17 protein-coding genes are annotated in these 21,682 nt (G+C 62.4%); 12 read left to right on the forward strand and 5 right to left on the reverse strand.

The window, feature by feature from the left end:
* Positions 1-8: 8 nt before the first annotated feature.
* Entirely contained in the window at positions 9-1,520 is a 1,512-nt protein-coding gene (locus tag M2394_RS06360) for an efflux transporter outer membrane subunit (RefSeq protein WP_259171921.1), read from the reverse strand.
* Between the two features lie 181 nt (positions 1,521-1,701).
* On the opposite strand from M2394_RS06360, the gene M2394_RS06365 reads away from it, so the two are divergent.
* The 5 genes from M2394_RS06365 (at position 1,702) to M2394_RS06385 (ending at position 6,317) form a co-directional block, all read left to right on the forward strand.
* Positions 1,702-2,670 (forward strand): LysR family transcriptional regulator, encoded by a 969-nt coding sequence (locus M2394_RS06365; RefSeq protein ID WP_176995016.1) that lies wholly within the window; start codon positions 1,702-1,704, stop codon positions 2,668-2,670.
* A 214-nt stretch (positions 2,671-2,884) separates the two neighbouring features.
* Entirely contained in the window at positions 2,885-3,859 is a 975-nt protein-coding gene (locus M2394_RS06370) for a D-glycerate dehydrogenase (RefSeq protein ID WP_259171922.1), read from the forward strand.
* Positions 3,860-4,076: 217 nt separating this feature from the next.
* On the forward strand, positions 4,077-4,979 hold the full coding sequence (locus M2394_RS06375) for a chemotaxis protein CheV (protein ID WP_176995018.1): 903 nt from the start codon (positions 4,077-4,079) through the stop codon (positions 4,977-4,979).
* Positions 4,980-4,982: 3 nt separating this feature from the next.
* Positions 4,983-5,465, forward strand: coding sequence for an N-acetyltransferase (locus M2394_RS06380; RefSeq protein WP_259171923.1), 483 nt, complete (start codon positions 4,983-4,985; stop codon positions 5,463-5,465).
* Positions 5,466-5,573: 108 nt separating this feature from the next.
* Positions 5,574-6,317, forward strand: coding sequence for a YkgJ family cysteine cluster protein (locus M2394_RS06385; RefSeq protein WP_178922792.1), 744 nt, complete (start codon positions 5,574-5,576; stop codon positions 6,315-6,317).
* A 109-nt stretch (positions 6,318-6,426) separates the two neighbouring features.
* Here the strand turns inward: M2394_RS06385 and M2394_RS06390 are convergent, their stop codons facing one another.
* The 3 genes from M2394_RS06390 to M2394_RS06400 all read right to left on the reverse strand — a co-directional run bounded on the left by M2394_RS06390 (position 6,427) and on the right by M2394_RS06400 (position 9,282).
* Entirely contained in the window at positions 6,427-7,995 is a 1,569-nt protein-coding gene (locus M2394_RS06390) for a PAS domain-containing methyl-accepting chemotaxis protein (RefSeq protein WP_259171924.1), read from the reverse strand.
* 107 nt (positions 7,996-8,102) lie between these two features.
* Positions 8,103-8,885 (reverse strand): transporter substrate-binding domain-containing protein, encoded by a 783-nt coding sequence (locus M2394_RS06395; RefSeq protein ID WP_259171925.1) that lies wholly within the window; start codon positions 8,883-8,885, stop codon positions 8,103-8,105.
* Positions 8,886-9,048: 163 nt separating this feature from the next.
* A complete protein-coding gene (locus M2394_RS06400) occupies positions 9,049-9,282 on the reverse strand; it encodes a hypothetical protein (protein ID WP_178922786.1) in 234 nt (77 codons plus the stop codon).
* Between the two features lie 214 nt (positions 9,283-9,496).
* Here M2394_RS06400 and M2394_RS06405 point away from each other — a divergent pair, with 214 nt between their 5' ends.
* From M2394_RS06405 to M2394_RS06435, 7 genes are all read left to right on the forward strand, one after another.
* The gene (locus tag M2394_RS06405) at positions 9,497-10,663 is read left to right on the forward strand and encodes an efflux RND transporter periplasmic adaptor subunit (RefSeq protein WP_259171926.1); all 1,167 of its coding nucleotides are present in this window, start codon (positions 9,497-9,499) and stop codon (positions 10,661-10,663) included.
* Positions 10,660-13,755 carry a multidrug efflux RND transporter permease subunit gene (locus M2394_RS06410; protein WP_178922782.1) on the forward strand — a complete coding sequence of 1,032 codons (3,096 nt, stop codon included), beginning with the start codon at positions 10,660-10,662 and terminating at the stop codon, positions 13,753-13,755. Before M2394_RS06405 ends, M2394_RS06410 begins: the two co-directional genes overlap by 4 nt.
* 9 nt (positions 13,756-13,764) lie before the next feature.
* Complete coding sequence (locus tag M2394_RS06415; RefSeq protein WP_064450771.1) at positions 13,765-14,442, forward strand: heavy metal response regulator transcription factor; 678 nt, start codon at positions 13,765-13,767, stop codon at positions 14,440-14,442.
* On the forward strand, positions 14,432-15,796 hold the full coding sequence (locus M2394_RS06420) for a heavy metal sensor histidine kinase (protein WP_259171927.1): 1,365 nt from the start codon (positions 14,432-14,434) through the stop codon (positions 15,794-15,796). The genes M2394_RS06415 and M2394_RS06420 overlap by 11 nt, the downstream gene beginning before the upstream one ends.
* 323 nt (positions 15,797-16,119) lie before the next feature.
* Positions 16,120-17,442 carry an OprD family porin gene (locus M2394_RS06425; RefSeq protein WP_259171928.1) on the forward strand — a complete coding sequence of 441 codons (1,323 nt, stop codon included), beginning with the start codon at positions 16,120-16,122 and terminating at the stop codon, positions 17,440-17,442.
* 76 nt (positions 17,443-17,518) lie between these two features.
* A complete protein-coding gene (locus tag M2394_RS06430) occupies positions 17,519-19,012 on the forward strand; it encodes a sensor domain-containing diguanylate cyclase (RefSeq protein WP_259171929.1) in 1,494 nt (497 codons plus the stop codon).
* Between the two features lie 76 nt (positions 19,013-19,088).
* Positions 19,089-20,588: a sensor domain-containing diguanylate cyclase gene (locus tag M2394_RS06435; protein WP_259171930.1), complete on the forward strand. Its 1,500-nt coding sequence runs from the start codon at positions 19,089-19,091 to the stop codon at positions 20,586-20,588.
* Positions 20,589-20,757: 169 nt separating this feature from the next.
* Here M2394_RS06435 and lpxC read toward each other — a convergent pair whose 3' ends face one another.
* On the reverse strand, positions 20,758-21,669 hold the full coding sequence (gene lpxC, locus M2394_RS06440) for a UDP-3-O-acyl-N-acetylglucosamine deacetylase (protein ID WP_003171886.1): 912 nt from the start codon (positions 21,667-21,669) through the stop codon (positions 20,758-20,760).
* Between the last annotated feature and the right edge of the window lie 13 nt (positions 21,670-21,682).

Consider the following 21,682-nt stretch of genomic DNA (forward strand, 5'->3'; position numbering starts at 1 on the left):
ACACCTACTCAGTGATCAAACACGGCCAGCGCCGCCGGGGTCTTGCTCGGGAGCGTCTTGGCGTCCTGCGGCACATCGTTGCCCGCTCCCAGGCCACCGCCCAGGGCGGTGATCAGTTCGGCATGGGCACTCAGCCGCGCGGCCTGCACTTGCTGCTCGATCTGTTGCTGATGGAACAGCAAGGTCTGGGTGTTCAGCACGTTGAGGTAATCGGTGAGGCCGCGCTGATAGGCGATCATCGCGATGTCGTAGGTTTTCTGCGCCGAGGCCACCGATTGCGCGGCGAAGGTCGCTTGTTTGTCCATGGATTCGCGACGGATCAACTGGTCGCTGATGCCCTTGAGCGCATTGACCAGGGTCTGGTTGTACTTGGCGACGGCAATGTCATAACCCGCGCTGGCTTCGCCCAGTTCGGCGCGCAGGCGGCCACCGTCGAAGATCGGCAAGGTGATCGCCGGGCCGACGTTGTAGTTGAATTTCTTGCCGGCCAGGAATTCCAGCATGCCGCCGCCGGTGGCCATGTAGCCCAGGCTGCCGACCAGGTCGACGTTGGGGTAGAAGCCGGCATGGGCCACGTCGATACCACGGGCCTGCGCCGCCACTTGCCAGCGGCTGGCGACCACGTCCGGGCGTTGGCCGAGCAGTTGCGCGGGCAGGCTCGACGGCAATGCCAGCGGGGCGGCCAAGGCCAGTGTCGGGCGCTGCAAGTGCGCGCCCTCCCCCGGGCCCTTGCCCGCCAGCGCCGCCAATTGGTTGCGGGTCAAGGCGATTTCTTCATCGAGCGCATCCAGCTGGCGATGGGTTTCCGGCAACGGGGTCTCGGCCTGGCTGACGTCGAAGTGGGTGCCGATGCCAGCGTTCAGGCGTTTGTTGGCCAGGTCCAGGATCTGCTGTTGCTGGGCCAGGGTGGCGGCAACGATGTCGCGGTGGGCGTAGTGCAACGACAGTTGGATATAGGCGCGCACCACGTTGTTCTGCAGTTCGAGCTGGGCCAGGCGCGCTTCGGCAACGCTCATGTGTGCCAGGTCGACAGCACGCTCGGTGGTGTTACTTTCACGCCCCCACAGGTCCAGGGCGTAGCTCAGGCCCAGGGACGCATTGTTGTCCCAGGTGTTGGCACCGCTGAGTTCACCCGGGCCGTAGAACTGATCTTTCGGCCAGTTGTGGCGCTTGAGGCTGGTGTCGCTGTTGACCTGCAACGACTCGGCCGATTCGGCAACCCCGGCCATGGCACGGGCCTGGCGCACACGGGCGGCGGCCATGGCCAGGCTCGGGCTGTTTTGCGTGGCGAGGTCGACCCAGCGGTTCAGTTGCGGGTCGCCGTATGTTTGCCACCATTGCGCGGTGGGCCAACGGGCGTCGCGGGCGGCGCTCTGGATCGCTTCGTCGGTGGCCAGGGAGTTGACGCTGAGGGCCCGGCCTTGGGGGGCGATTCCTCCGGTTCCGATGCAGCCGCTGATTGCTAACGATAAGGCCAAAACACTGAGAGTCTTTAGCTCTCTGCTGATGCGAAGCGGCACGGCACGCGTATTCCTGAGAGGTGGAGCGGGAAAGGTGGCGCAATTCTAGGCGGCGGCATGGAGGACGATAAGCTGGCATTCCTGTGAATCTTTGTTACCGTTCAGGCGATAATCCGTTGGTAGGGATCACTGGACGGCGTAACTTTCTGTCACAATTTGTTATCTCCCCTGAGAACACTCCATGGACACTTTGCAAAACATGCGCGCCTTCAGTTGCGTGGCCGAAGCCGGCAGCTTCACCGCCGCCGCCGTGCAACTGGACACCACCACAGCCAACGTCTCGCGCGCGGTCTCCAACCTTGAGGCCCACCTGCAAACCCGCTTGCTCAACCGCACCACCCGCCGTATTGCGCTGACCGAAGCCGGCAAGCGCTACCTGCTGCGCTGCGAGCAGATCCTGGCCTACGTCGAAGAAGCCGAGGCCGAAGCCAGCGACGCCCACGCGCGCCCGGCCGGGCAGTTGAAAGTCCACACCATGACCGGTATCGGCCAGCATTTCGTCATCGACGCCATTGCCCGCTACCGCCGCACCCACCCGGACGTGACCTTCGACCTGACCCTGGCCAACCGCGTGCCGGACCTGCTCGACGAGGGCTACGACGTGTCCATCGTGCTGGCCAGCGAACTGCCGGACTCGGGGTTTGTGTCCCAGCGCCTGGGTATTACCTACAGCATCGCCTGCGCCTCGCCGGACTACGTCAAGGCCAAAGGCTGTGCGCAACGTCCGCAGGACCTGCTCAACCACGCCTGCCTGCGCCTGGTGAGCCCGGTGATCCAGTTGGACAAATGGACCTTCAACGGCCCCGAAGGCCAGGAAAGCGTGGCGATCAACACCTCGCCGTTCCTGGTGAACTCGGCCGATGCGATGAAAACCGCGATCACCAGCGGCATGGGCGTCGGCCTGTTGCCGGTGTACGCGGCCATCGAAGGTTTGCGTAACGGCACGCTGGTACGGGTGATGCCGACCTACCGCTCGCAGGAACTGAACCTGTACGCCATCTACCCGTCACGCCAATACCTGGATGCGAAGATCAAGACCTGGGTGGAATACCTGCGCGGTTCGCTGCCGGAAATCCTCGCAGCGCACCAGGCGGAGTTGGCCGCCTATGAACTGAGCGGCGGCCTGGGCGGCGTGCGCATGGCCACCTGATCTCTAACCGTCAATAAAGATCAAATGTGGGAGCGGGCTTGCTCGCGAAAGCGGTGTATCAGACAAAGATGTATTGACTGACACTCCGTCTTCGCGAGCAAGCCCGCTCCCACATTTTGAGCAGTGTTCACATTGGTTCGGTGGTGTCCTGACAACTTTGGATAAGAATGTTAGCGTGCTTGGCATTCTCCCGTAGTCGATGAGCCCGCCTGCAATGAAAAAGACTGTCCTCGCCTTCAGCCGTATCACCCCGCCAATGATCGAACGCCTGCAACAGGAATTCGAGGTGATCGTGCCCGACCCCAAGCGCGGGGACATCAACGCTCAATTCAATGAAGCCCTGCCCCATGCCCACGGCTTGATCGGTGTGGGCCGCAAGCTGGGTCGCGCGCAGTTGGAAGGTGCAAGCAAGCTGGAGGTGGTGTCCAGCGTGTCGGTGGGCTACGACAACTACGACGTGCCCTACTTCAACGAGCGCGGGATCATGCTCACCAACACCCCCGACGTGCTCACTGAAAGCACTGCTGACCTGGCCTTCGCCCTGCTGATGAGCAGCGCGCGTCGGGTAGCCGAGCTGGACGCCTGGACCAAGGCCGGCCAATGGAAAGCCAGCGTCGGCGCACCGCTGTTTGGCTGCGATGTGCACGGCAAGACCCTGGGCATCGTCGGCATGGGCAATATCGGCGCAGCCGTGGCCCGACGTGGGCGCCTGGGCTTCAACATGCCGATCCTGTACAGCGGCAACAGCCGCAAGACCGCGCTGGAACAGGAGTTGGGCGCGCAGTACCGCAGCCTGGACCAACTGCTGGCCGAGTCGGATTTCGTGTGCCTGGTGGTGCCGTTGAGTGACAAGACCCGTCACCTGATCAGCACCCGCGAGCTGGGCTTGATGAAGTCCAGTGCGATCCTGATCAACATTTCCCGTGGCCCGGTCGTTGATGAACCGGCGTTGATCGAAGCCTTGCAGACCCAGCGTATTCGTGGCGCCGGGCTGGATGTGTACGAGCAGGAGCCGTTGGCGGAGTCGCCGCTGTTCCAACTGAGCAACGCGGTGACCCTGCCGCATATCGGCTCGGCGACCCATGAAACCCGCGAAGCCATGGCCAACCGCGCCCTCGCCAACCTGCGCAGTGCCTTGCTGGGCGAGCGCCCGCAGGATCTGGTAAACCCGCAAGTCTGGAAGGGCTGATTCAGCAGCCCCGATTGCTCCCCTTAACCTGTAGGAGCCCGGCTTGTTGTGGCGAGCGAGCTTGCTCGCGCTGGAGTGCGGAGCGCTCCTTAGCTTTTAGGGCCGCTTCGCAGCCCAGCGGGAGCAAGCTCGCTCGCCACAGGTAACGTCTACAGTTTTTGGCGTGCGGGTCGATAACTCTGTATAGATCGTCATCCCTGATCCACAGAAGGTTTTTATGTCCACCACCAAAGCCCGCGCAGATTCACTCTCGCTTCTGCTCTTTACCTTGCGCAGCGGCAAGCTGATGGCGATCAACCTGCTGAAAGTCAGCGAAATCATCCCCTGCCCGCCCCTGACCCGGCTGCCGGAATCCCACCCGCACGTCAAAGGCATCGCCACCCTGCGCGGCGCCTCGCTGTCGGTGATTGACCTGAGCCGTGCCCTGGGGGAAATGCCCCTGCAAGACCCCGACGGCGGCTGCCTGATCGTCACCGACGTGAGTCGCTCCAAGCAGGGCCTGCATGTGCAGGCGGTGAGCAAGATCGTGCACTGTCTGACCACCGACATTCGCCCGCCGCCCTATGGTTCCGGCGGCAACCGTGCGTTCATCACCGGGGTCACCCAGGTGGAAGGCGGGCTGGTGCAGGTGCTGGATATCGAGAAAGTCATCCACGGCATAGCGCCGGCACCGATCGAAGCGGCGCCCACCGACCTGACCATGGAAGAGGCCGAAGTGCTGGGCAATGCGCGGATTTTGGTGGTGGACGACAGCCAGGTCGCCCTGCAGCAATCGGTGCACACCTTGCGCAACCTCGGCCTGACCTGCCACACCGCCCGCAGCGCCAAGGAAGCCATTGATGTGCTGCTGGAGCTGCAAGGCACGGTGGAGCAGATCAACGTGGTGGTGTCGGACATCGAGATGTCTGAAATGGACGGCTATGCGCTCACCCGCACCCTGCGCGAAACCCCGGATTTCAAGGACCTCTATGTGCTGTTGCACACCTCCCTGGACAGCGCGATGAACAGCGAGAAAGCCCGCCTGGCCGGTGCCGACGCGGTGCTGACCAAGTTCTCCTCGCCCGAGTTGACCAAGTGCCTGGTGGTCGCGGCCCAGACCGTGGCACAAAAGGGCCTGTAAGCCTTGGCCGAATACTTCCAGCTGCTACGCCGCGACCTCCTCGGCAGCCTGCCTGCGCCGCAATGGCCGGCGGGTACACAGCTGGACCATTACCGCGATGAACTGGCCCCGGCAATTCATGCCGTGTTGAGCATGCCCCAGGCGCAAGGCGGCGGCCGCGTGGCCAGTCTGGAGGAATGGCGCCAGCAGTTCACCACCGATGCCGAGTTCGACCCCAGCCTGTGCCTGGTGGCCAGTAACCGCGATGGCATCCTTGGCGTGGCCCAGTGCTGGACCAGCGCCTTTATCAAGAACCTGTCCGTACACCCCTGCGCCCAGGGCCAGGGGCTGGGTCGGGCCTTGTTGCTGCACACCTTCCACGTGTTCAAGCAACGGGGCGAACCCTACGTGGACCTCAAGGTGCTGGAGAGCAACGGGCGTGCCCGGCAGTTGTACGAAAGTGCGGGCATGCGGTTTGTCCTGCGCGATGTCGTGCAAGACCACTGATAGGCACTGGCGCACAACTTGCTTCCAGAGAGCCTGAACGGCGGATAGAGGTAAAAACCCGCCGCCGTTCGAGAGTGCCCTCTGACCTTGCCTGGTGACAGATCCTCCATGAATACTCACTTTTCCTGCGTGGGTTGCGGCAAATGCTGCACCGACCATCACGTGCCCCTGACCCTCGACGAAGCCCGGCAGTGGGCGGCTGACGGCGGAAACGTCATTGTTCTGGTGGAGGGTTTCCTGGGCAATGGCCTGGGCCTGCCACAGGCCCAACGCGAACACGCCGAGCGTCGTTCGGTGGTGGTGCCCAGCGGCAATACCGAGGCGTTTGTGGCAATCACCTTTGCCGCTTACAACGCCGGGCGCTGCCGGAATCTTGACGAAGACGACCGTTGCCGCATCTACGAGCGCCGGCCATTGGTGTGCCGTATCTACCCGATGGAGATCAATCCGCACATTCCATTGAACCCGGCCGCCAAGGACTGCCCGCCAGAATCCTGGGAGCAAGGGCCGGCGCTGATCGTTGGCGGCGAACTGATGGATCAGGAATTAGCCGAGCTGATTCGCCGTTCACGCCAGGCCGACCGTGATGACGTGCAAACCAAGGAAGCCGTCTGCGCCTTGCTGGGCATTCGCACCACGGCGCTCAAGGGCGACGGGTTTACTGCCTACCTGCCGGACATGCATGCCTTTGCCCAGGCGATCGCCTTGGCCGTTGACCAGCCCGCCGTGTCAAACGAGTGGGTGTTCCATGTGTCGGGGATGGACATCGCCGAACAGTTGCTGGATGCCGGCGCGCAGATTGCCACCGAGGTGCCGGCCAACTATGCGTTTATTTCGTTGAGGGCTGCGTAAGGCCGACTGGCCTCATCGCGGGCAAGCCCGCTCCCACGGGGAATCGCATTCCAAAATGTGGGAGCGGGCTTGCCCGCGATGAGGCCAGCACATTCAACGCCAACCCAGATCAGTGCCGCCTGCCCCAGAACTCCTGCGCCAGCTGCCGCAAGTCATCGGCCAGCGTCGCCACATCGCCAGAACTGAGCTGGCTTTGCCGGCCAGCGTTGACGGTGGCCTCACCGGCGTTGCGGATGCCAACGATATTGCGATTGATGTCTTCGCTGACGGCGCTCTGCTCTTCCACCGCCGCCGCGATCTGCTGGCTCATGGCGGTGATCTGGGTCACGCGCTGGCTGATACCGTCCAAGGCCGCCGCTGCCCGCTGCGCCTGCTGGACACTGGCCTCGACATGTTCGCTGCTGTGGGCCATGGCTTGCACGGCATCGCGCGCGCCGCTTTGCAGGGTGCTGATCATGCGCTGGATTTCGTTGGTGGATTGCTGGGTGCGCTGGGCCAGGCCGCGTACTTCATCGGCGACCACGGCAAAACCCCGCCCCTGTTCACCCGCGCGCGCAGCCTCAATGGCGGCGTTGAGAGCCAGCAGGTTGGTCTGCTCGGCAATCGCGCGGATCACCTCCAGTACGCCGCTGATTTCACCGCTGTGGCTTTCCAGTTGATGGATCACCTGTGTCGCGCGCGCCAGCTCATCGGACAGGCGCAGCACCGCATCGCGGCTCTCATCGACGCGCTGGTGACCTTCACGGGTTTCACTGCCGGCCTGGTCGGCGGCCTTGGAGGCCTCCAGCGCATGGTTGGCGACTTCGGCAACGCTGGCGGCCATCTGGTGGATCGCCGCCGCCACTTGGTCGGTCTGGGCCTGCTGGCCCTGGCTGCTGGCCTGGCTGCTGTCCAGATGCGCCACCAGTTGCGCCGCATGCCCGGACAAACGCAACGACGCATCACCGATGCGCCCCACTACCGCGCCCACCTGGGCTTCGAGCATCTGCAAGGCGAACTCGACCTGCCCGCACTCGTCGCTGCGCCCGGTGTAGATCGCCTGGCTCAGGGGGTTGTCTGCAATCAGCCGCGCCCGCTGATTCAACTGTGCGAGAGGGCGCATGATCACCTTGACCCCCGCAGCCCCCACCGCACACCCCGCCACCAAGGCCAGCAGTTGCCAAGCGAGGGAATAGGTGACCAAACCCAATGCCCAGGTCATACCACTGGTGCCAATCACCCAAGCCGATAACTTCGCCCCCATGCCGAACGCCGGCAGTCTGCGGCGCTTGCCCGCCCGTAACTGCGCATACGCGCGCTCCGCTGCCACCACCCGGCGCGTGTCGGGCTTGGTGCGCACCGACTGGTACTCCACCGCCTTACCCTCGCGTGTCACCGGTGTGGCGTAGGCACTGACCCAATAATGGTCGCCGTTCTTGCAACGGTTCTTCACCATGCCCATCCACGACCGTCCGCTCTTCAGGGTGCGCCACATGTGCGCAAACGCAGCGGCCGGCATATCCGGATGACGTAACAGATGGTGGGGTGAACCGAGCAGTTCCTCGCGGCTATAGCCACAAACGTCGATGAAGTCCCCGTTGGCGTAGGTAATCGCGCCTGTCAGGTCGGTGGTCGAAAGGATGTTGGCGTCAGGGGCAAAGTCCACATTTCGACCGGTGACCGGCAGATTGATCTTCATGGATAAGCGCGCTCGTAATTATTGGAGGAGTCGGCAGGGCGTCGACTCTAAGCGCACCGAAAGGGCAAAGATTGATCCAGCTCATGTTCCGCGCAATTAATTAGCCATCACTGCATGGCAAACGGAGCATCAAGCCGATAGGGCTGCAGGATGCGCTGGTATTCGCCGCTCTGCCTCAGTTGCTCCAGCGCGCGGTTGAGTTGGTTGCGCAACGCGGTGTCGGTCTTGCGCAGGGCGATCGATACGCCGTCACCGAGCAGGTCAGCCGAAACGGCGGGACCAAGAAAGTCGAACCCCTCGCCGTCGGCCGTGTCGAGCAGCGCCTCGCGGATCTCCACCGAGCCTTGCAACGTGGCGTCGATATCACCGGCAACCAGGCTGCGGACCAACTCCTGGTTAAGCCAGAAACTTTTGATCAGCACACCTTGCGGCTCCCACTGCGAACGCGCAAAGGCTTCACGATTACTGCCCAGCAACACCCCTACGCGCTTGCCGCGCAGGGAACGCGCAGTCGGCCTCAGGCCTGACGTTCTGCGGGCAACCAGGCGGGTGGTGAAGGGATGGAGGTTGTCGGTGAAACTCACCCATTGGCGCCGTTTCGGCGTCGGCGCAATGCCCATGATCGCGTCGAATTGCCGGGCTTCCAGGGAGGAAAAGTCCTCGACGACCCGCTGGTCGACCCAGGTACATCGCACGTTGAGTTGCGTGCACAGGGCGTTACCCAACTCGATGTTCAAGCCGACCAACTGCCCTTGCGGGTTACGGTTCTGGAAAGGGGGAAAGAGTGCGGCAACGCCGAAACGGATTTCTTCGCGCGGTTGCTCGACGACCGCGACCGCATCAACGGAGAGTAACAAGGCAAGCGCTACACAAATGTGTATCAAGACCACGGAAACATCCTTTTCCTGAAAAACGGCAGCAACCGCCCCAGTCGACATCAACCGGGGCGAGACCAATGCTGCGCAAGCTTTCAAGAAATGGAGACGGACCTACAAGCAGAAATGTCGACTAACGCTGTAGGCAACAATCGACGCAATGTGTGACCCATTACTCTCAGCGTTTACCCATCGAGCGACGTGTACCCGGTGGTGCCATGCCTGGGGTCTTGGTATGGCCGTTCTTGGCACCGCCCTTGTACCAAGGCTGCGCGGCAGGCTTGGCCCCGGCCAATTCCCCCGGCTTGAACGGAAACTTGAACGCCGGGATCTCGGCTTTTTCAACGCTTTGAGCGTCGGCCGGATCGACGAGGTCGGCCGCTTCAACAGGGGGGTGTGTCGGGGAAGTCATGGAAGCTCCGGGGCGTGCAGAAAAGGAGGCGAGGCCGGCTTGCGGGCCCCACTGGCGCGCAGTATACCTGTGCCTCCCTAATCTTTAACCACCGCCTGTACGAATGGTCCTACCTTAACTGACAGCGCTGTCAGATAGCGGTCACTTTGTTGACCGGGTCCACAGGCTATAAGTACGCCTTCATCCTCCCACTTTCTGTCCCGGCGCCCTCAGCATGCTTACTCGACGCAACACCGCCTTGATCGCAGGCATCCTCGTGATAGTGGTCATCGCAGCCTGGGTGTTCACCCGGCCCGCCAAGACCAAACTGGTGGCGTCGACGGCCGTGCCGGTGCGCGTGATCAACGTGGTCGAACAGGACCTGCCGCGTTATGTCAGCGGCATCGGTTCGGTGCTGTCGCTGCACAGCGTGGTGATCCGCCCGCAGATCGACGGCATCCTCACCAAACTGCTGGTCAAGGAAGGCCAACTGGTCAAGGCCGGCGACCTGCTGGCAACCATCGACGACCGTTCGATCCGCGCCAGCCTCGACCAGGCCAAGGCGCAGTTGGGCGAGAGCCAGGCGCAGTTGCAAGTGGCATTGGTCAACCTCAAGCGCTACAAGGAATTGAGCATCGACGACGGCGTGTCGAAACAGACCTACGACCAGCAACAAGCCCTGGTCAACCAGTTGAAAGCCACGGCGCAAGGCAATCAGGCCGCGATCGACTCGGCCCAGGTTCAGCTTTCGTACACACAGATTCGTTCCCCGGTTACAGGCCGCGTCGGCATTCGTACGGTGGACGAGGGCAACTTCCTTCGCATGAGCGACACCCAAGGGTTGTTCTCCGTCACCCAGATCGATCCCATCGCCGTGGAGTTTTCCCTGCCACAGCAAATGCTGCCGACCTTGCAGGGGCTGATCGCCGCCGAGCACCCGGCCAGCGTCGACGCCTTTCTCGGTGCCGATACCGAAGGTGAACACAGTGAGCTGCTGGGCGAAGGCCGCCTGAGCCTGATCGACAACCAGATCAACAGCACCACTGGCACTATCCGCGCCAAAGCCGAGTTCCGTAACAACACGCAGAAGCTCTGGCCGGGCCAGCTGGTGACGATCAAGATCCAGACCGCCCTCGACCGCAACGCCCTGGCCGTGCCGCCGACCGTGGTGCAGCGAGGCCTGGACTCGCACTTCGTGTATCGCGTCAACGGCGACAAGGTGGACATCGTGCCGGTGCAGGTGCTGTACCAGGACAGCGAACTCAATATCCTCAAGGGCATCCAGGCCGGTGACGTGCTGGTCAGTGATGGCCAGTCGCGCCTCAAGTCCGGTGCCAAGATCGAGATTCTCAAGGAGCCACCCCAGGTGATCCAGACCGCTGACGCCAAGGTGCAGCCATGACGGCGCGGGGGTCGGTTTCCGCCTGGTGCATTGATCGCCCGGTCGCCACCCTGCTGCTGACATTCGCCCTGGTGCTGCTGGGGGTGATCGCGTTCCCCAGACTGCCGATCGCCCCTCTGCCGGAAGCCGAATTCCCAACGATCCAGGTGACCGCCCAGCTACCCGGCGCCAGCCCCGACACCATGGCGTCCTCCGTGGCGACGCCGCTGGAAGTGCAATTCAGTGCCATCCCTGGCATGACCCAGATGACCTCCAGCAGCGCCCTGGGATCAAGCCTGCTGACCCTGCAATTCACCCTCGACAAGAGCATCGACACGGCGGCGCAGGAGGTGCAGGCCGCCATCAACACCGCGGCCGGCAAACTGCCCAGTGATATGCCGAGCCTGCCGACCTGGCGCAAAGTCAACCCGGCAGACAGCCCGGTGCTGATCATCAGCGTCAGTTCCCATGACATGCCCGGTACCGAGTTGAGCGACCTGGTAGAAACCCTGCTGGCCCGGCAGCTCAGCCAGGTCGACGGCGTCGGCCAGATCAATATCACCGGCCAGCAACGCCCGGCGATCCGCGTGCAGGCCTCGCCCGACAAGCTCGCAGCCATCGGCCTGACCCTGGCGGACGTTCGCCTGGCCATCCAGCAATCCAGCCTGAACCTGGCCAAGGGCGCGCTGTACGGCAAGAACAGCGTGTCGACCCTGGCGACCAACGACCAGCTGTTTCACCCGGATGAATACGGCGACCTGATCATCTCCTACAAGAACGGCGCCCCCGTGCAACTGCGGGATGTGGCCAAGGTGGTCAATGGCTCGGAAAACGCCTACGTCCAGGCCTGGGCGGTTGACACTCCCGGCGTCAACCTGGTGATTACTCGCCAGCCCGGCGCCAACATTGTCGAGACCGTAGAACGCATCCAAGCCGAAATGCCGCGCCTGGAAGCCATGCTGCCGGCCTCGGTCCAGGTCAGCGTGCTGATGGACCGCACCACCACCATCCGTGCCTCGCTGCACGAAGTGGAAATGACCCTGCTGATCGCCATCCTGCTGGTGGTAGGGGTGATGGCGATTTTCCTGCGCCAGTGGTCGGCCACCATCATTGTGTCCAGCGTGCTGGGCGTGTCGCTGATTGCCAGCTTTGCGCTGATGTACGTGATGGGCTTCAGCCTGAACAACCTGACCCTGGTCGCCATCGTGGTGGCCGTGGGGTTTGTGGTGGACGATGCGATCGTGGTGGTGGAGAACATCCATCGCCATCTCGAAACCGGCCTGGACAAGCGCGAGGCGGCGATCAAGGGTGCCAGCGAGATTGGCTTTACCGTGGTGTCGATCAGCGTGTCGTTGGTGGCCGCGTTTATCCCGCTGCTGTTCATGGGCGGCGTGGTCGGCAGGCTGTTCAAGGAATTCGCCTTGACCGCCACCTCGACCATCCTGATTTCCGTCGTGGTGTCCCTGACACTTGCGCCGACCCTGGCGGCGCTGTTCATGAAGGCGCCCCACCATCGGCCCCATGACAAACCCGGCTTTGGTGAACGCCTGCTGGCGGGGTACGAAAGAAACCTGCGACGTGCCCTGGCCCATCAACGCACGATGGCAGGTATTTTCCTGCTGAGCCTGGGCCTGGCCGTGGTCGGCTACGTGTTTATCCCCAAGGGTTTCTTCCCGGTACAGGACACCGGTTTCGTGCTCGGCACCAGCGAAGCCGCAGCGGACGTGTCGTATCCGGACATGGTTGCCAAGCACAAAGCACTGGCCGAAATCATGAAGGCCGACCCTGCCGTGCGAGCCTTCTCCCACTCCGTCGGCGTCACCGGCAGCAACCAGACCATCGCCAACGGCCGCTTCTGGATCTCCCTCGTGGACCGGGGTGACAGGGACGTGTCCGCCAGCCAATTCATCGACCGCATCCGGCCCAAGTTGGCCGCAGTACCGGGGATTGTCCTGTATCTGCGCGCCGGCCAGGACATCAACCTCAGCTCGGGCCCCAGCCGCAGCCAGTACCAATACGTGCTCAAAAGCAACGACGGCGCGACGCTCAATACCTGGACCCAACGCCTGACCGAAAAACTGCGCTCCATTCCGGCGTTCCGCGATATTTCCAACGACCTGCAACTGGGCGGCAGCATCACCCACATCACCATCGACCGCCGCGCGGCTGCACGCTTCGGCCTGACCGCCACCGACGTCGACCAGGCGCTGTACGATGCCTTCGGGCAACGCCAGGTCAACGAGTTCCAGACCGAAATCAACCAGTACCAGGTGGTGCTGGAACTCGACACCCGCCAGCGCGGCAAGGCCGAAAGCCTGAACTACTTCTACCTGCGCTCGCCCCTGACCAATGAGATGGTGCCACTGTCGGCACTGGCCAGCGTCGATGCCCCCACGGTCGGGCCCTTGTCCATCAGCCACGATGGCATGTTCCCGGCCGCCAACCTGTCGTTCAACCTGGCGCCCGGCGTGGCCCTGGGCGATGCGGTGATCCTGCTTAACCAGGCGAAAAACGAGATCGGCATGCCGACCTCGATCATCGGCAACTTCCAGGGTGCCGCCCAGGCGTTCCAGAGTTCGCTGGCGAGCCAGCCGTGGCTGATCCTCGCCGCGCTGGTGGCGGTCTACATCATTCTGGGGGTGCTGTATGAGAGCTTTGTGCACCCGCTGACCATCATCTCGACCCTGCCCTCGGCGGGCCTGGGTGCACTGGTCATGTTGTGGCTGCTGGGCCAGGACTTTTCGATCATGGCGCTGATCGGCCTGGTGCTGCTGATCGGTATTGTGAAGAAGAACGGCATCCTGCTGATCGACTTCGCCCTGGAGGCCCAGCGTACACGCGGGCTCACCCCGCAGGATGCGATCTTCGAGGCCTGCATCACACGGTTCCGTCCTATCATCATGACGTCCTTGGCGGCCCTGCTCGGCGCCCTGCCACTGATGCTCGGCTATGGCGCCGGCGCCGAGTTGCGCCAGCCACTGGGTATCGCGGTGGTCGGCGGCTTGCTGGTGAGCCAGGCGCTGACGCTGTTCACTACACCGGTCATATACTTGTACCTTGAGAAGTTTTTCCACCGGCCCACACCTGCGCCTGCGTTGGCGACCACACACTGAGGCGGTGTCATGCGCGTCCTGATTATTGAAGATGAAGAAAAAACCGCGGACTACCTGCACCGCGGCCTGACAGAACAAGGCTACACCGTCGATGTAGCCCGCGAAGGTGTCGAGGGCTTGCACCTGGCGCTGGAGAACGATTACGCCGTGATAGTGCTTGATGTGATGCTGCCGGGCCTCGATGGCTTCGGTGTGCTGCGAGCCTTGCGCGCGCGCAAGCAGACGCCGGTGATCATGCTCACCGCCCGCGAGCGCGTGGAAGATCGCATTCGTGGCTTGCGCGAAGGCGCCGATGACTACCTGGGCAAACCGTTTTCGTTCCTGGAACTGGTAGCGCGCCTGCAGGCGTTGACCCGTCGCAGCGGTGGCCATGAGCCGGTGCAGGTGACGGTCGCCGACCTGTGGATCGACCTGATCAGCCGCAAGGCCAGCCGCAACGGCCTGCGCTTGGATCTGACGGCCAAGGAGTTCTCGCTGCTCAGCGTATTGGCACGGCGCCAGGGTGAGATCCTGTCCAAGACCGCCATCGCGGAAATGGTCTGGGACATCAATTTCGACAGTGACGCCAACGTGGTGGAAGTGGCGATCAAGCGCCTGCGCGCCAAACTCGACGGGCCGTTCGAACAGAAACTGCTGCACACCATCCGTGGCATGGGCTACGTGCTGGAGAACCGCAGTGTCGGCTAACTCCATCGCCCTGCGCCTGAGCGGTATGTTCACGCTGGTGGCACTGCTGATCTTCATGCTGATCGGCGGCGCGCTGTACCAGCAGGTGGACCGTGGCCTGGGGTTGTTGCCGGGTGCCGAATTGGACGCGCGCTACAGCGTGCTGGAGTCGTCGGTGAACCGCTTCGGCACGCCGGACCATTGGGCGAAAATCACCGCCAAGCTCAAGCTGCTCGGCGAAGAAGACAAGCGCATCCGCTTCTGGGTGGTGAGCAGCGATCCGATGTACGAGTACGGCAACCCCGACGCCCAGATCCGCGCTTTCGCCGAAGGGCCGACCGGCAAGCGCGACCTGCGTCTGCCCGGGCACGAGTACCCGTTCAAGGTGCTGTTGAGCCAGTTCCCGGCCAAGGAACAACGCCCGCCCCTGCGCTTCATGATCGCCATCGACACCGAGAACTTCCGTGCCACCCAGCACCAACTGCTGATGGCCTTGATCGGCCTGGCCTGTGTCGGCGTGGCGCTGGCGGCGCTGCTGGGCTTCTGGGTCTCGCGCATCGGCCTCAAGCCGTTGGGCAAACTCTCGGATGAAGCGCAGAAACTCGCCCCGCCCAAACTGTCCGGGCGCCTGCACTTGTCGCCGCTGCCGCCGGAATTGAGCCAGTTCGTCAACTCGTTCAACTCCACCCTCGACCGCGTGGAGCAAGCCTACTCGCGCCTTGAGTCATTCAATGCCGACGTGGCCCACGAACTGCGCTCGCCGCTGACCAACCTGATCGGCCAGACCCAGGTGGCGCTGACCCGTGGGCGCTCGGCCGAGCACTACTTCGAGGTGCTGCAATCGAACCTCGAAGAACTGGAACGGCTGCGCTCGATCATCAACGACATGCTGTTCCTCGCCAGCGCCGACCAGGGCAGCAAGGCCACCAAGCTGATCGAAAGCTCCCTGGCCGATGAAGTGGCAACCACCCTCGATTACCTGGACTTCATCCTCGAAGACGCCCAGGTCAAGGTGAGGGTGCGCGGGGATGCCTTGGTCCACATCGAAAAAGCCCACCTGCGCCGCGCCTTGATCAACCTGCTGAGCAACGCGGTGCAGCACACCGCGCCCGGGCGGGTCATCGAGGTGAACATTGAAGTGCAGGACCAACAGGTGGCAATCGGGGTCACCAACCCGGGAGACGAGATTGCCAGCGAGCATTTGCCACGCCTGTTCGAGCGCTTCTACCGGGTGGATGCCTCGCGCAGCAACAGTGGCGCCAACCACGGCTTGGGGCTGGCCATCGTCAAGGCGATTGCATTGATGCATGGCGGGGATGTGTTTGTGCGCAGTGATGGCGGCGGCAACACCTTCGGCATCACCCTGCCCGTATAGCCCCAAAACACCTTGGCCCAAATGTGGGAGCTGCGGTGTATCAGGTAAGCCCTCCACGTCTCTAACTGTTGCGATTTGGGCAACAGTCATTATCTTGTTACACTCTGTATCGCACCGCTCATCTGCGTTAATTTGACGCACCGATGAGCGAGACGGCAAGGCAGCTTCCCGCTTACCCGAATTTCCCTCGACTTATTTCCAGGGCTCTACACTGGGAATCTGTTCAAAGCCGCTGACTTCAGCGGCTTTTTTTTGCCGTAAAAAAGGCCAGGCACACCCCCACGACATTGGCCGTTTTCGATTGACCCAAAGGAGCTCCACCGGTGAAGAACTCGCTGACGTTCACCCCGTTATTCCTCGCAATTACAGCAACGATTACCCCCCTTGCCCACGCGGCAGACACCACCCCCGCCGACGGTTTCGTCGAAGGCGCCCACCTCACGATCAACACCCGCAACTACTACATGAACCGCGACCGTCGCGACATCCACACTGATGACAGCAAGGAATGGGGCCAGGGCTTTCTCGGCACCTTCGAATCCGGCTACACCCAGGGCACCGTCGGCTTTGGCCTGGACGCCCACGCCATGCTTGGCCTCAAGCTGGACGGCGGCGGCGGCACCGACGGTTCCAGCATCCTGCCCGTGGGCTCGGGCAACGGCAAAGCCCCGGGGTCGTTCTCGACCGCTGGCGGCACGCTGAAAATGCGCGCGTTTGATAGCGAATTGAAAGCCGGCGACCTGTTCCTCAACAACCCGGTGATCGCCGGCGGCATGACCCGCATGCTGCCGCAGACGTTCCGAGGTGTGAGCCTGGCCAACCACAGTTTCGATGGCTGGATGTTCGAAGGCGGCCAGGCCAGTTTCACCAAGCTCTACAACCAGAGCGGTCATCGCCGCATCGGCACCAGCTACGGCGCCTTGCCCGACCACGCCGACAGCCAGCACCTGGACTGGGCCGGCGTGTCCTTCAGCGGTGTGCCAGGGCTGACCAGCAACCTGTACGCCTCCGAACTCAAGGACGTGTGGCACCAGTACTACTACGACCTGGACTACACCTACGCCCTGAACGACCAGGTCAGCCTCAACCCGGGCCTGCACTACTACCGCACACAGGACACCGGGCAATCGCTGCTGGGGGCGATCGACAACAACACCTACAGCCTGCATTTCACCGTGGGCGTGGGCAACCACAGCGTTACCGCCGCCTACCAACGGGTGAACGGCAACACACCGTTCGACTACATCACCCAGGGCGACAGCATCTATCTGGACAACTCCCAGCAGTACTCGGACTTCAACGGGCCCAACGAGCGCTCCTGGAAACTCAAGTACGCCTATGACTTCGCCGGCCTTGGCCTGCCGGGCCTGACGTCTGCCGTGTCCTACATCAGCGGCAAGACCGACCTGACCAAAGTCGACCCCGATAGCCGTGGCTACAGCGCCTGGTACAGCGCCGATGGCAAAGATGCCAGGCATTGGGAACGGGACATTGACCTGAAATATGTGGTGCAGGGTGGCAAGGCCAAGGACCTGGCGGTACGCCTGCAATGGGCGACCAACCGGGGTGGCAAGGGCTACTCGGCGGTGGATCGGGACGTGGATGAATACCGGGTGATCGTGGACTATCCGATCAACGTGTTCTGATTTCCTGTTAACCAATCATTTAATTTTCATCGCGCAGCACTAAACTGCCAGCATCTACTCCGTTGAAGTCTGCGCGATGAGTCAACCCCGTACTGGTAACCTGCCCTCCCGCTCAGAGCTGTTGCTGATGCTGGGCAGTGGTTTCACCGTCCTCCTGATCGTGATCATCGTGGCCGCCCTGCTCAGCCGCGAACATGCCAGCACCCTGCTGGCCGCCAAGCGATCGACCACCAACATTACTCAGCTGATCAATGCCGATGTGCTGCGCAACGTCGAGCTCTACGACCTGGCTCTGCAAGGGCTGATCGCCGCCGCCACGCGCAAGGACCTGGCGCATGTGTCAGCCGATATTCAGCACCTTGTGCAGTTTGATCAATCCACCGCCGCGCCCTTCAAGGGCGAAGTGCTGTTGCTGGATGCCAACGGTGCGGTCATCGCCGACTCCTCGACACCGCACCCGACACCGCGCAATTTCGCCAACCGGGATTACTTTCTGGCTCACCAGAACAACAGCACGGCGGGGCTATTTATCAGCCGCCCGTTCAAGATCCGCTGCGACTGCGATCAGGTGTGGCGCATTGCATTCAGCCGCCGAGTGTCGGGGCCCAATGGCGAATTTGCCGGGGTCGCGGTGGCGACGATGCGCCTGGCGTACTTCGATCAACTGTTCAACCGCCTCACCATCGGCAACGGCAGCTCGGTGAACCTGCTGAACACCCGCGGCATTCTCCTGGCCCAGCAACCGCTGCTGGAACGCGACATGATCGACAAGGACCTGAGTGACCGGCCCAACTTCAAACGCATGTTGCGCGAAGGTGAAGGCAGTTTCCGGGCGATCTCGTCGCTCTCGGGTACAGAGCGGCTGTATACGTTCAGCAACGTCGGCGAGTTGCCCTTGATCGTGGTGGTGGCACTGGCCAGCGAGGACGTCTTTGCGCCCTGGCAACGCGCCGCGCTGCTGACCAGCGGCGCCACCGGCGTGCTGTGCATTGGCCTGTTGTGGCTGACCTGGATGTTGCGCCGGGAGTTGCGCCGTCGCCATCGTGCCGAGGAGGTGCTGTCGGAACTGGCGGCCACCGACGCCCTCACCGGCCTGGCCAACCGCCGCACCCTGGACCAGCGCCTGCGCCTGGAGTGGGAGCGGGCACAGCGCTCCACCGAGTCACTGACGCTGCTGATGATCGACGTGGACCATTTCAAGGCGTTCAATGACCGCCATGGTCATCACGGTGGCGACGCGGCACTGCGCACGGTGGCCCAGGTGATCGGCAGCAATATCCGTCGCCCCGCCGACCTGGCTGCCCGCTATGGCGGCGAGGAGTTTGCGGTGGTGCTGCCCGATACCGACGCCAAGGGCGCCCGGGTCATTGCCGAACACATCCGCAGCAGCATCGAGCATTTGCCCTGGGTGGCCGGCGCCGAACGGCCGATCACGGTGAGTATCGGCATGAGCACCTGGCACAAACGCAACCGCCAACCGCTGGAGGCGCTGTTGCTCAGTGCCGACCAGGCGCTGTACCAAGCCAAGCACAGCGGGCGCAATCGGGTGGCAGAGGCTGGCGCCTGCTGAACGGGCTCATCGGCGATACCCGACAGTGCAATTCAAGGGCTACGCTAAGGGCATCCTTGCAGCAGAAGTACACCCGATGAGCCCGAGCCTGTCCCGCCCAACACGCCGCCCGGAACGCCTGCTGATCGTGGGCAGCGTCCTCACCGTCCTGCTGATCATGGCGATCGTGACGGCCCTGCTGATCCGCGAACACGCCAACACCCTGCAGAGCGCCAAACGCACCGCCAACAACATCACCCAATTGATCGACGCCGATGTGCTGCGTAACGTCGAACTCTACGACATGGCCCTCAAGGGTCTGATTGCCGCCACCGAGCGCAATGACCTGCAAGGCGTCTCGGCGAGCATCCGCCACCTGGTGCTGTTTGATCGCTCCGCCGCTGCGCCCTACAAGGGCGATATCCTGCTGCTGGACGCCAATGGCGAAGTGATTGCCGACTCTTCGTTGCTGACGCCCAAGACTGGCAACTTTGCCGACCGTGACTATTTCCAGGTGCATCGCAAGGCACCTGATATCGGGTTGTATATCAGTCGCCCGTTCATGGCGCGGTGCATCTGCGATGACCAATGGCGCATCGCATTCAGCCGGCGCATTTCGTCGCCGGACGGGCGCTTCCAGGGCGTTGCGGTGGCGTCCATGCGCTTGTCGTACTTCCACCAGTTGTTCAGCAGCCTGAACATCGGCAGCAACGGCACCATCAACCTGATCAACCACCAGGGCATCCTGCTGGCGCAGCAACCGATGCTGGAGCTGGACATGGTCGACAAGGACCTCAGCCAGCGCCCGAACGTGGCACGCATGCTCAAGGAGCGCGACGGCAGCTTCCAGGGCACGTCCAGCGTTGACCGCCAGGAGCGGCTATACACCTTTTCCACCGTGGGCACCTTGCCGTTGATCGTGGCCGTGGCGTTGTCCACCGATGAGGTGTTCGCCCAATGGAAGCGTGCCGCCGTGCTCATCAGCCTGGCCACCGGGGTGCTGTGCGCAGGCCTGTTGTGGCTGACCTGGATGTTGAGCAAGGAACTGCGCCGCCGTCATCGCGCCGAACAGGTGCTGTCAGAACTGGCAGCCACCGACGCCCTGACCGGCCTGGCGAACCGTCGCACCCTTGATCAACGCGTGCGCCTGGAATGGGACCGGGCACAGCGCTCAACCGAGCCGCTGACCCTGCTGATGATCGATGTGGATCACTTCAAGGCCTTCAACGATCGTCATGGCCATCATGGCGGGGATGAAGCGTTGCGCAGGGTGGCCCAGGTGATCGGCGATAACATCCGCCGCCCTGCCGATTTGGCGGCGCGCTACGGCGGGGAAGAATTCGCGGTGGTGCTGCCGCATACCGACGCCAAGGGCGCCTGGGTGATTGCCGAGCATATTCGCTGCAGCGTCGAGCGCCTGCCTCGGCTGTCGGTTGATGAGCCGCCGATCACGGTGAGCATTGGCATGAGCACGTGGAACAAGCGCAGCCGTGTGTCATTGGAGGCGCTGTTGTTGAGTGCGGACCAGGCGTTGTATGAGGCCAAGCATACGGGGCGCAACCGGATCGTGGATGCCGCTACGCAACAAAATCTGTGAACCCGATCACTGTGGGAGCTCGCTTGCCTGCGATGGCGACGGTGGATTCAACACTGCCATCGCTGGCAAGCCAACTCCCACATTTGAACTGCGGCGCAATCGAACTCGCAGGCATAAAAAAAGGCCACCCGAAGGTGGCCTTTCAAAACTAAAGAAAGAGAGTTGTTACTTACACCGCCGCAACGGGACGCATGTAAGAGATCGGTGCGGTGCTGGCATCTTCGAAGGTCACGACTTCCCAAGCGTCTGTCTGCTCAATCAACTTGCGCAGCAGCTGGTTGTTAAGGGCGTGGCCCGACTTGAAGCCTTTGAACTCGCCTATCAGGCTATTGCCCAGCAGGTAGAGGTCACCGATTGCATCGAGGATCTTGTGCTTCACGAATTCGTCTTCATAGCGAAGGCCGTCTTCGTTCAGTACACCATCCGCGTCGACCACGATGGCGTTTTCAACGCTGCCGCCGAGTGCGAGGTTGTGCTTGCGCAGGTACTCGATGTCACTCATGAAACCAAAGGTACGGGCGCGGCTGACTTCTTTTACGAACGAAGTGCTGGAAAAATCCACGCTTGCACTTTGGGTGCGGTCACGGAATACCGGGTGATCGAAATCGATCTCAAAGCTCACTTTGAAGCCTTCGAACGGGACGAAGGTGGCGCGCTTGTCGCCGTCTTCTACTGTCACTTCCCGCAGAATGCGAATGAACTTCTTGGCTGCGTCCTGTTCTTCCAGGCCGGCAGATTGAATCAAGAATACGAAGGGTCCAGCGCTGCCATCCATGATCGGGACTTCGGACGCGGAGAGCTCGACGTAGGCGTTATCGATGCCCAGGCCAGCCATGGCCGAGAGCAAGTGCTCCACCGTGTCCACTTTGACGTCACCGTTGACCAATGTGGTCGACATCGTGGTTTCGCCAACGTTTTCCGCGCGAGCAGGAATCTGCACCACAGGGTCCAGGTCGGCACGAACAAACACGATGCCGGTGTCGACAGGTGCAGGCTTGAGGGTCAGGTATACCTTCTCCCCGGAGTGCAGACCTACACCTGTGGCACGGATAATATTCTTCAGGGTGCGTTGTTTAATCATGGCTTGGACCGCT

The sequence above is a fragment of the Pseudomonas sp. BIGb0164 genome, from assembly GCF_024810135.1.
Classification (GTDB): Bacteria; Pseudomonadota; Gammaproteobacteria; order Pseudomonadales; family Pseudomonadaceae; genus Aquipseudomonas.

What these genes read in the sequence shown, in the direction of transcription:
- lpxC (WP_003171886.1), bottom strand. Translation starts at nt 21,669, where the DNA reads ATGATTAAACAACGCACCCTGAAGAATATTATCCGTGCCACAGGTGTA.
- M2394_RS06400 (WP_178922786.1), bottom strand. Translation starts at nt 9,282, where the DNA reads ATGACTTCCCCGACACACCCCCCTGTTGAAGCGGCCGACCTCGTCGAT.
- M2394_RS06390 (WP_259171924.1), bottom strand. Translation starts at nt 7,995, where the DNA reads ATGAAGATCAATCTGCCGGTCACCGGTCGAAATGTGGACTTTGCCCCT.
- M2394_RS06405 (WP_259171926.1), top strand. Translation starts at nt 9,497, where the DNA reads ATGCTTACTCGACGCAACACCGCCTTGATCGCAGGCATCCTCGTGATA.
- M2394_RS06430 (WP_259171929.1), top strand. Translation starts at nt 17,519, where the DNA reads ATGAGTCAACCCCGTACTGGTAACCTGCCCTCCCGCTCAGAGCTGTTG.
- M2394_RS06415 (WP_064450771.1), top strand. Translation starts at nt 13,765, where the DNA reads ATGCGCGTCCTGATTATTGAAGATGAAGAAAAAACCGCGGACTACCTG.
- M2394_RS06375 (WP_176995018.1), top strand. Translation starts at nt 4,077, where the DNA reads ATGTCCACCACCAAAGCCCGCGCAGATTCACTCTCGCTTCTGCTCTTT.
- M2394_RS06370 (WP_259171922.1), top strand. Translation starts at nt 2,885, where the DNA reads ATGAAAAAGACTGTCCTCGCCTTCAGCCGTATCACCCCGCCAATGATC.
- M2394_RS06365 (WP_176995016.1), top strand. Translation starts at nt 1,702, where the DNA reads ATGGACACTTTGCAAAACATGCGCGCCTTCAGTTGCGTGGCCGAAGCC.
- M2394_RS06410 (WP_178922782.1), top strand. Translation starts at nt 10,660, where the DNA reads ATGACGGCGCGGGGGTCGGTTTCCGCCTGGTGCATTGATCGCCCGGTC.
- M2394_RS06435 (WP_259171930.1), top strand. Translation starts at nt 19,089, where the DNA reads ATGAGCCCGAGCCTGTCCCGCCCAACACGCCGCCCGGAACGCCTGCTG.
- M2394_RS06385 (WP_178922792.1), top strand. Translation starts at nt 5,574, where the DNA reads ATGAATACTCACTTTTCCTGCGTGGGTTGCGGCAAATGCTGCACCGAC.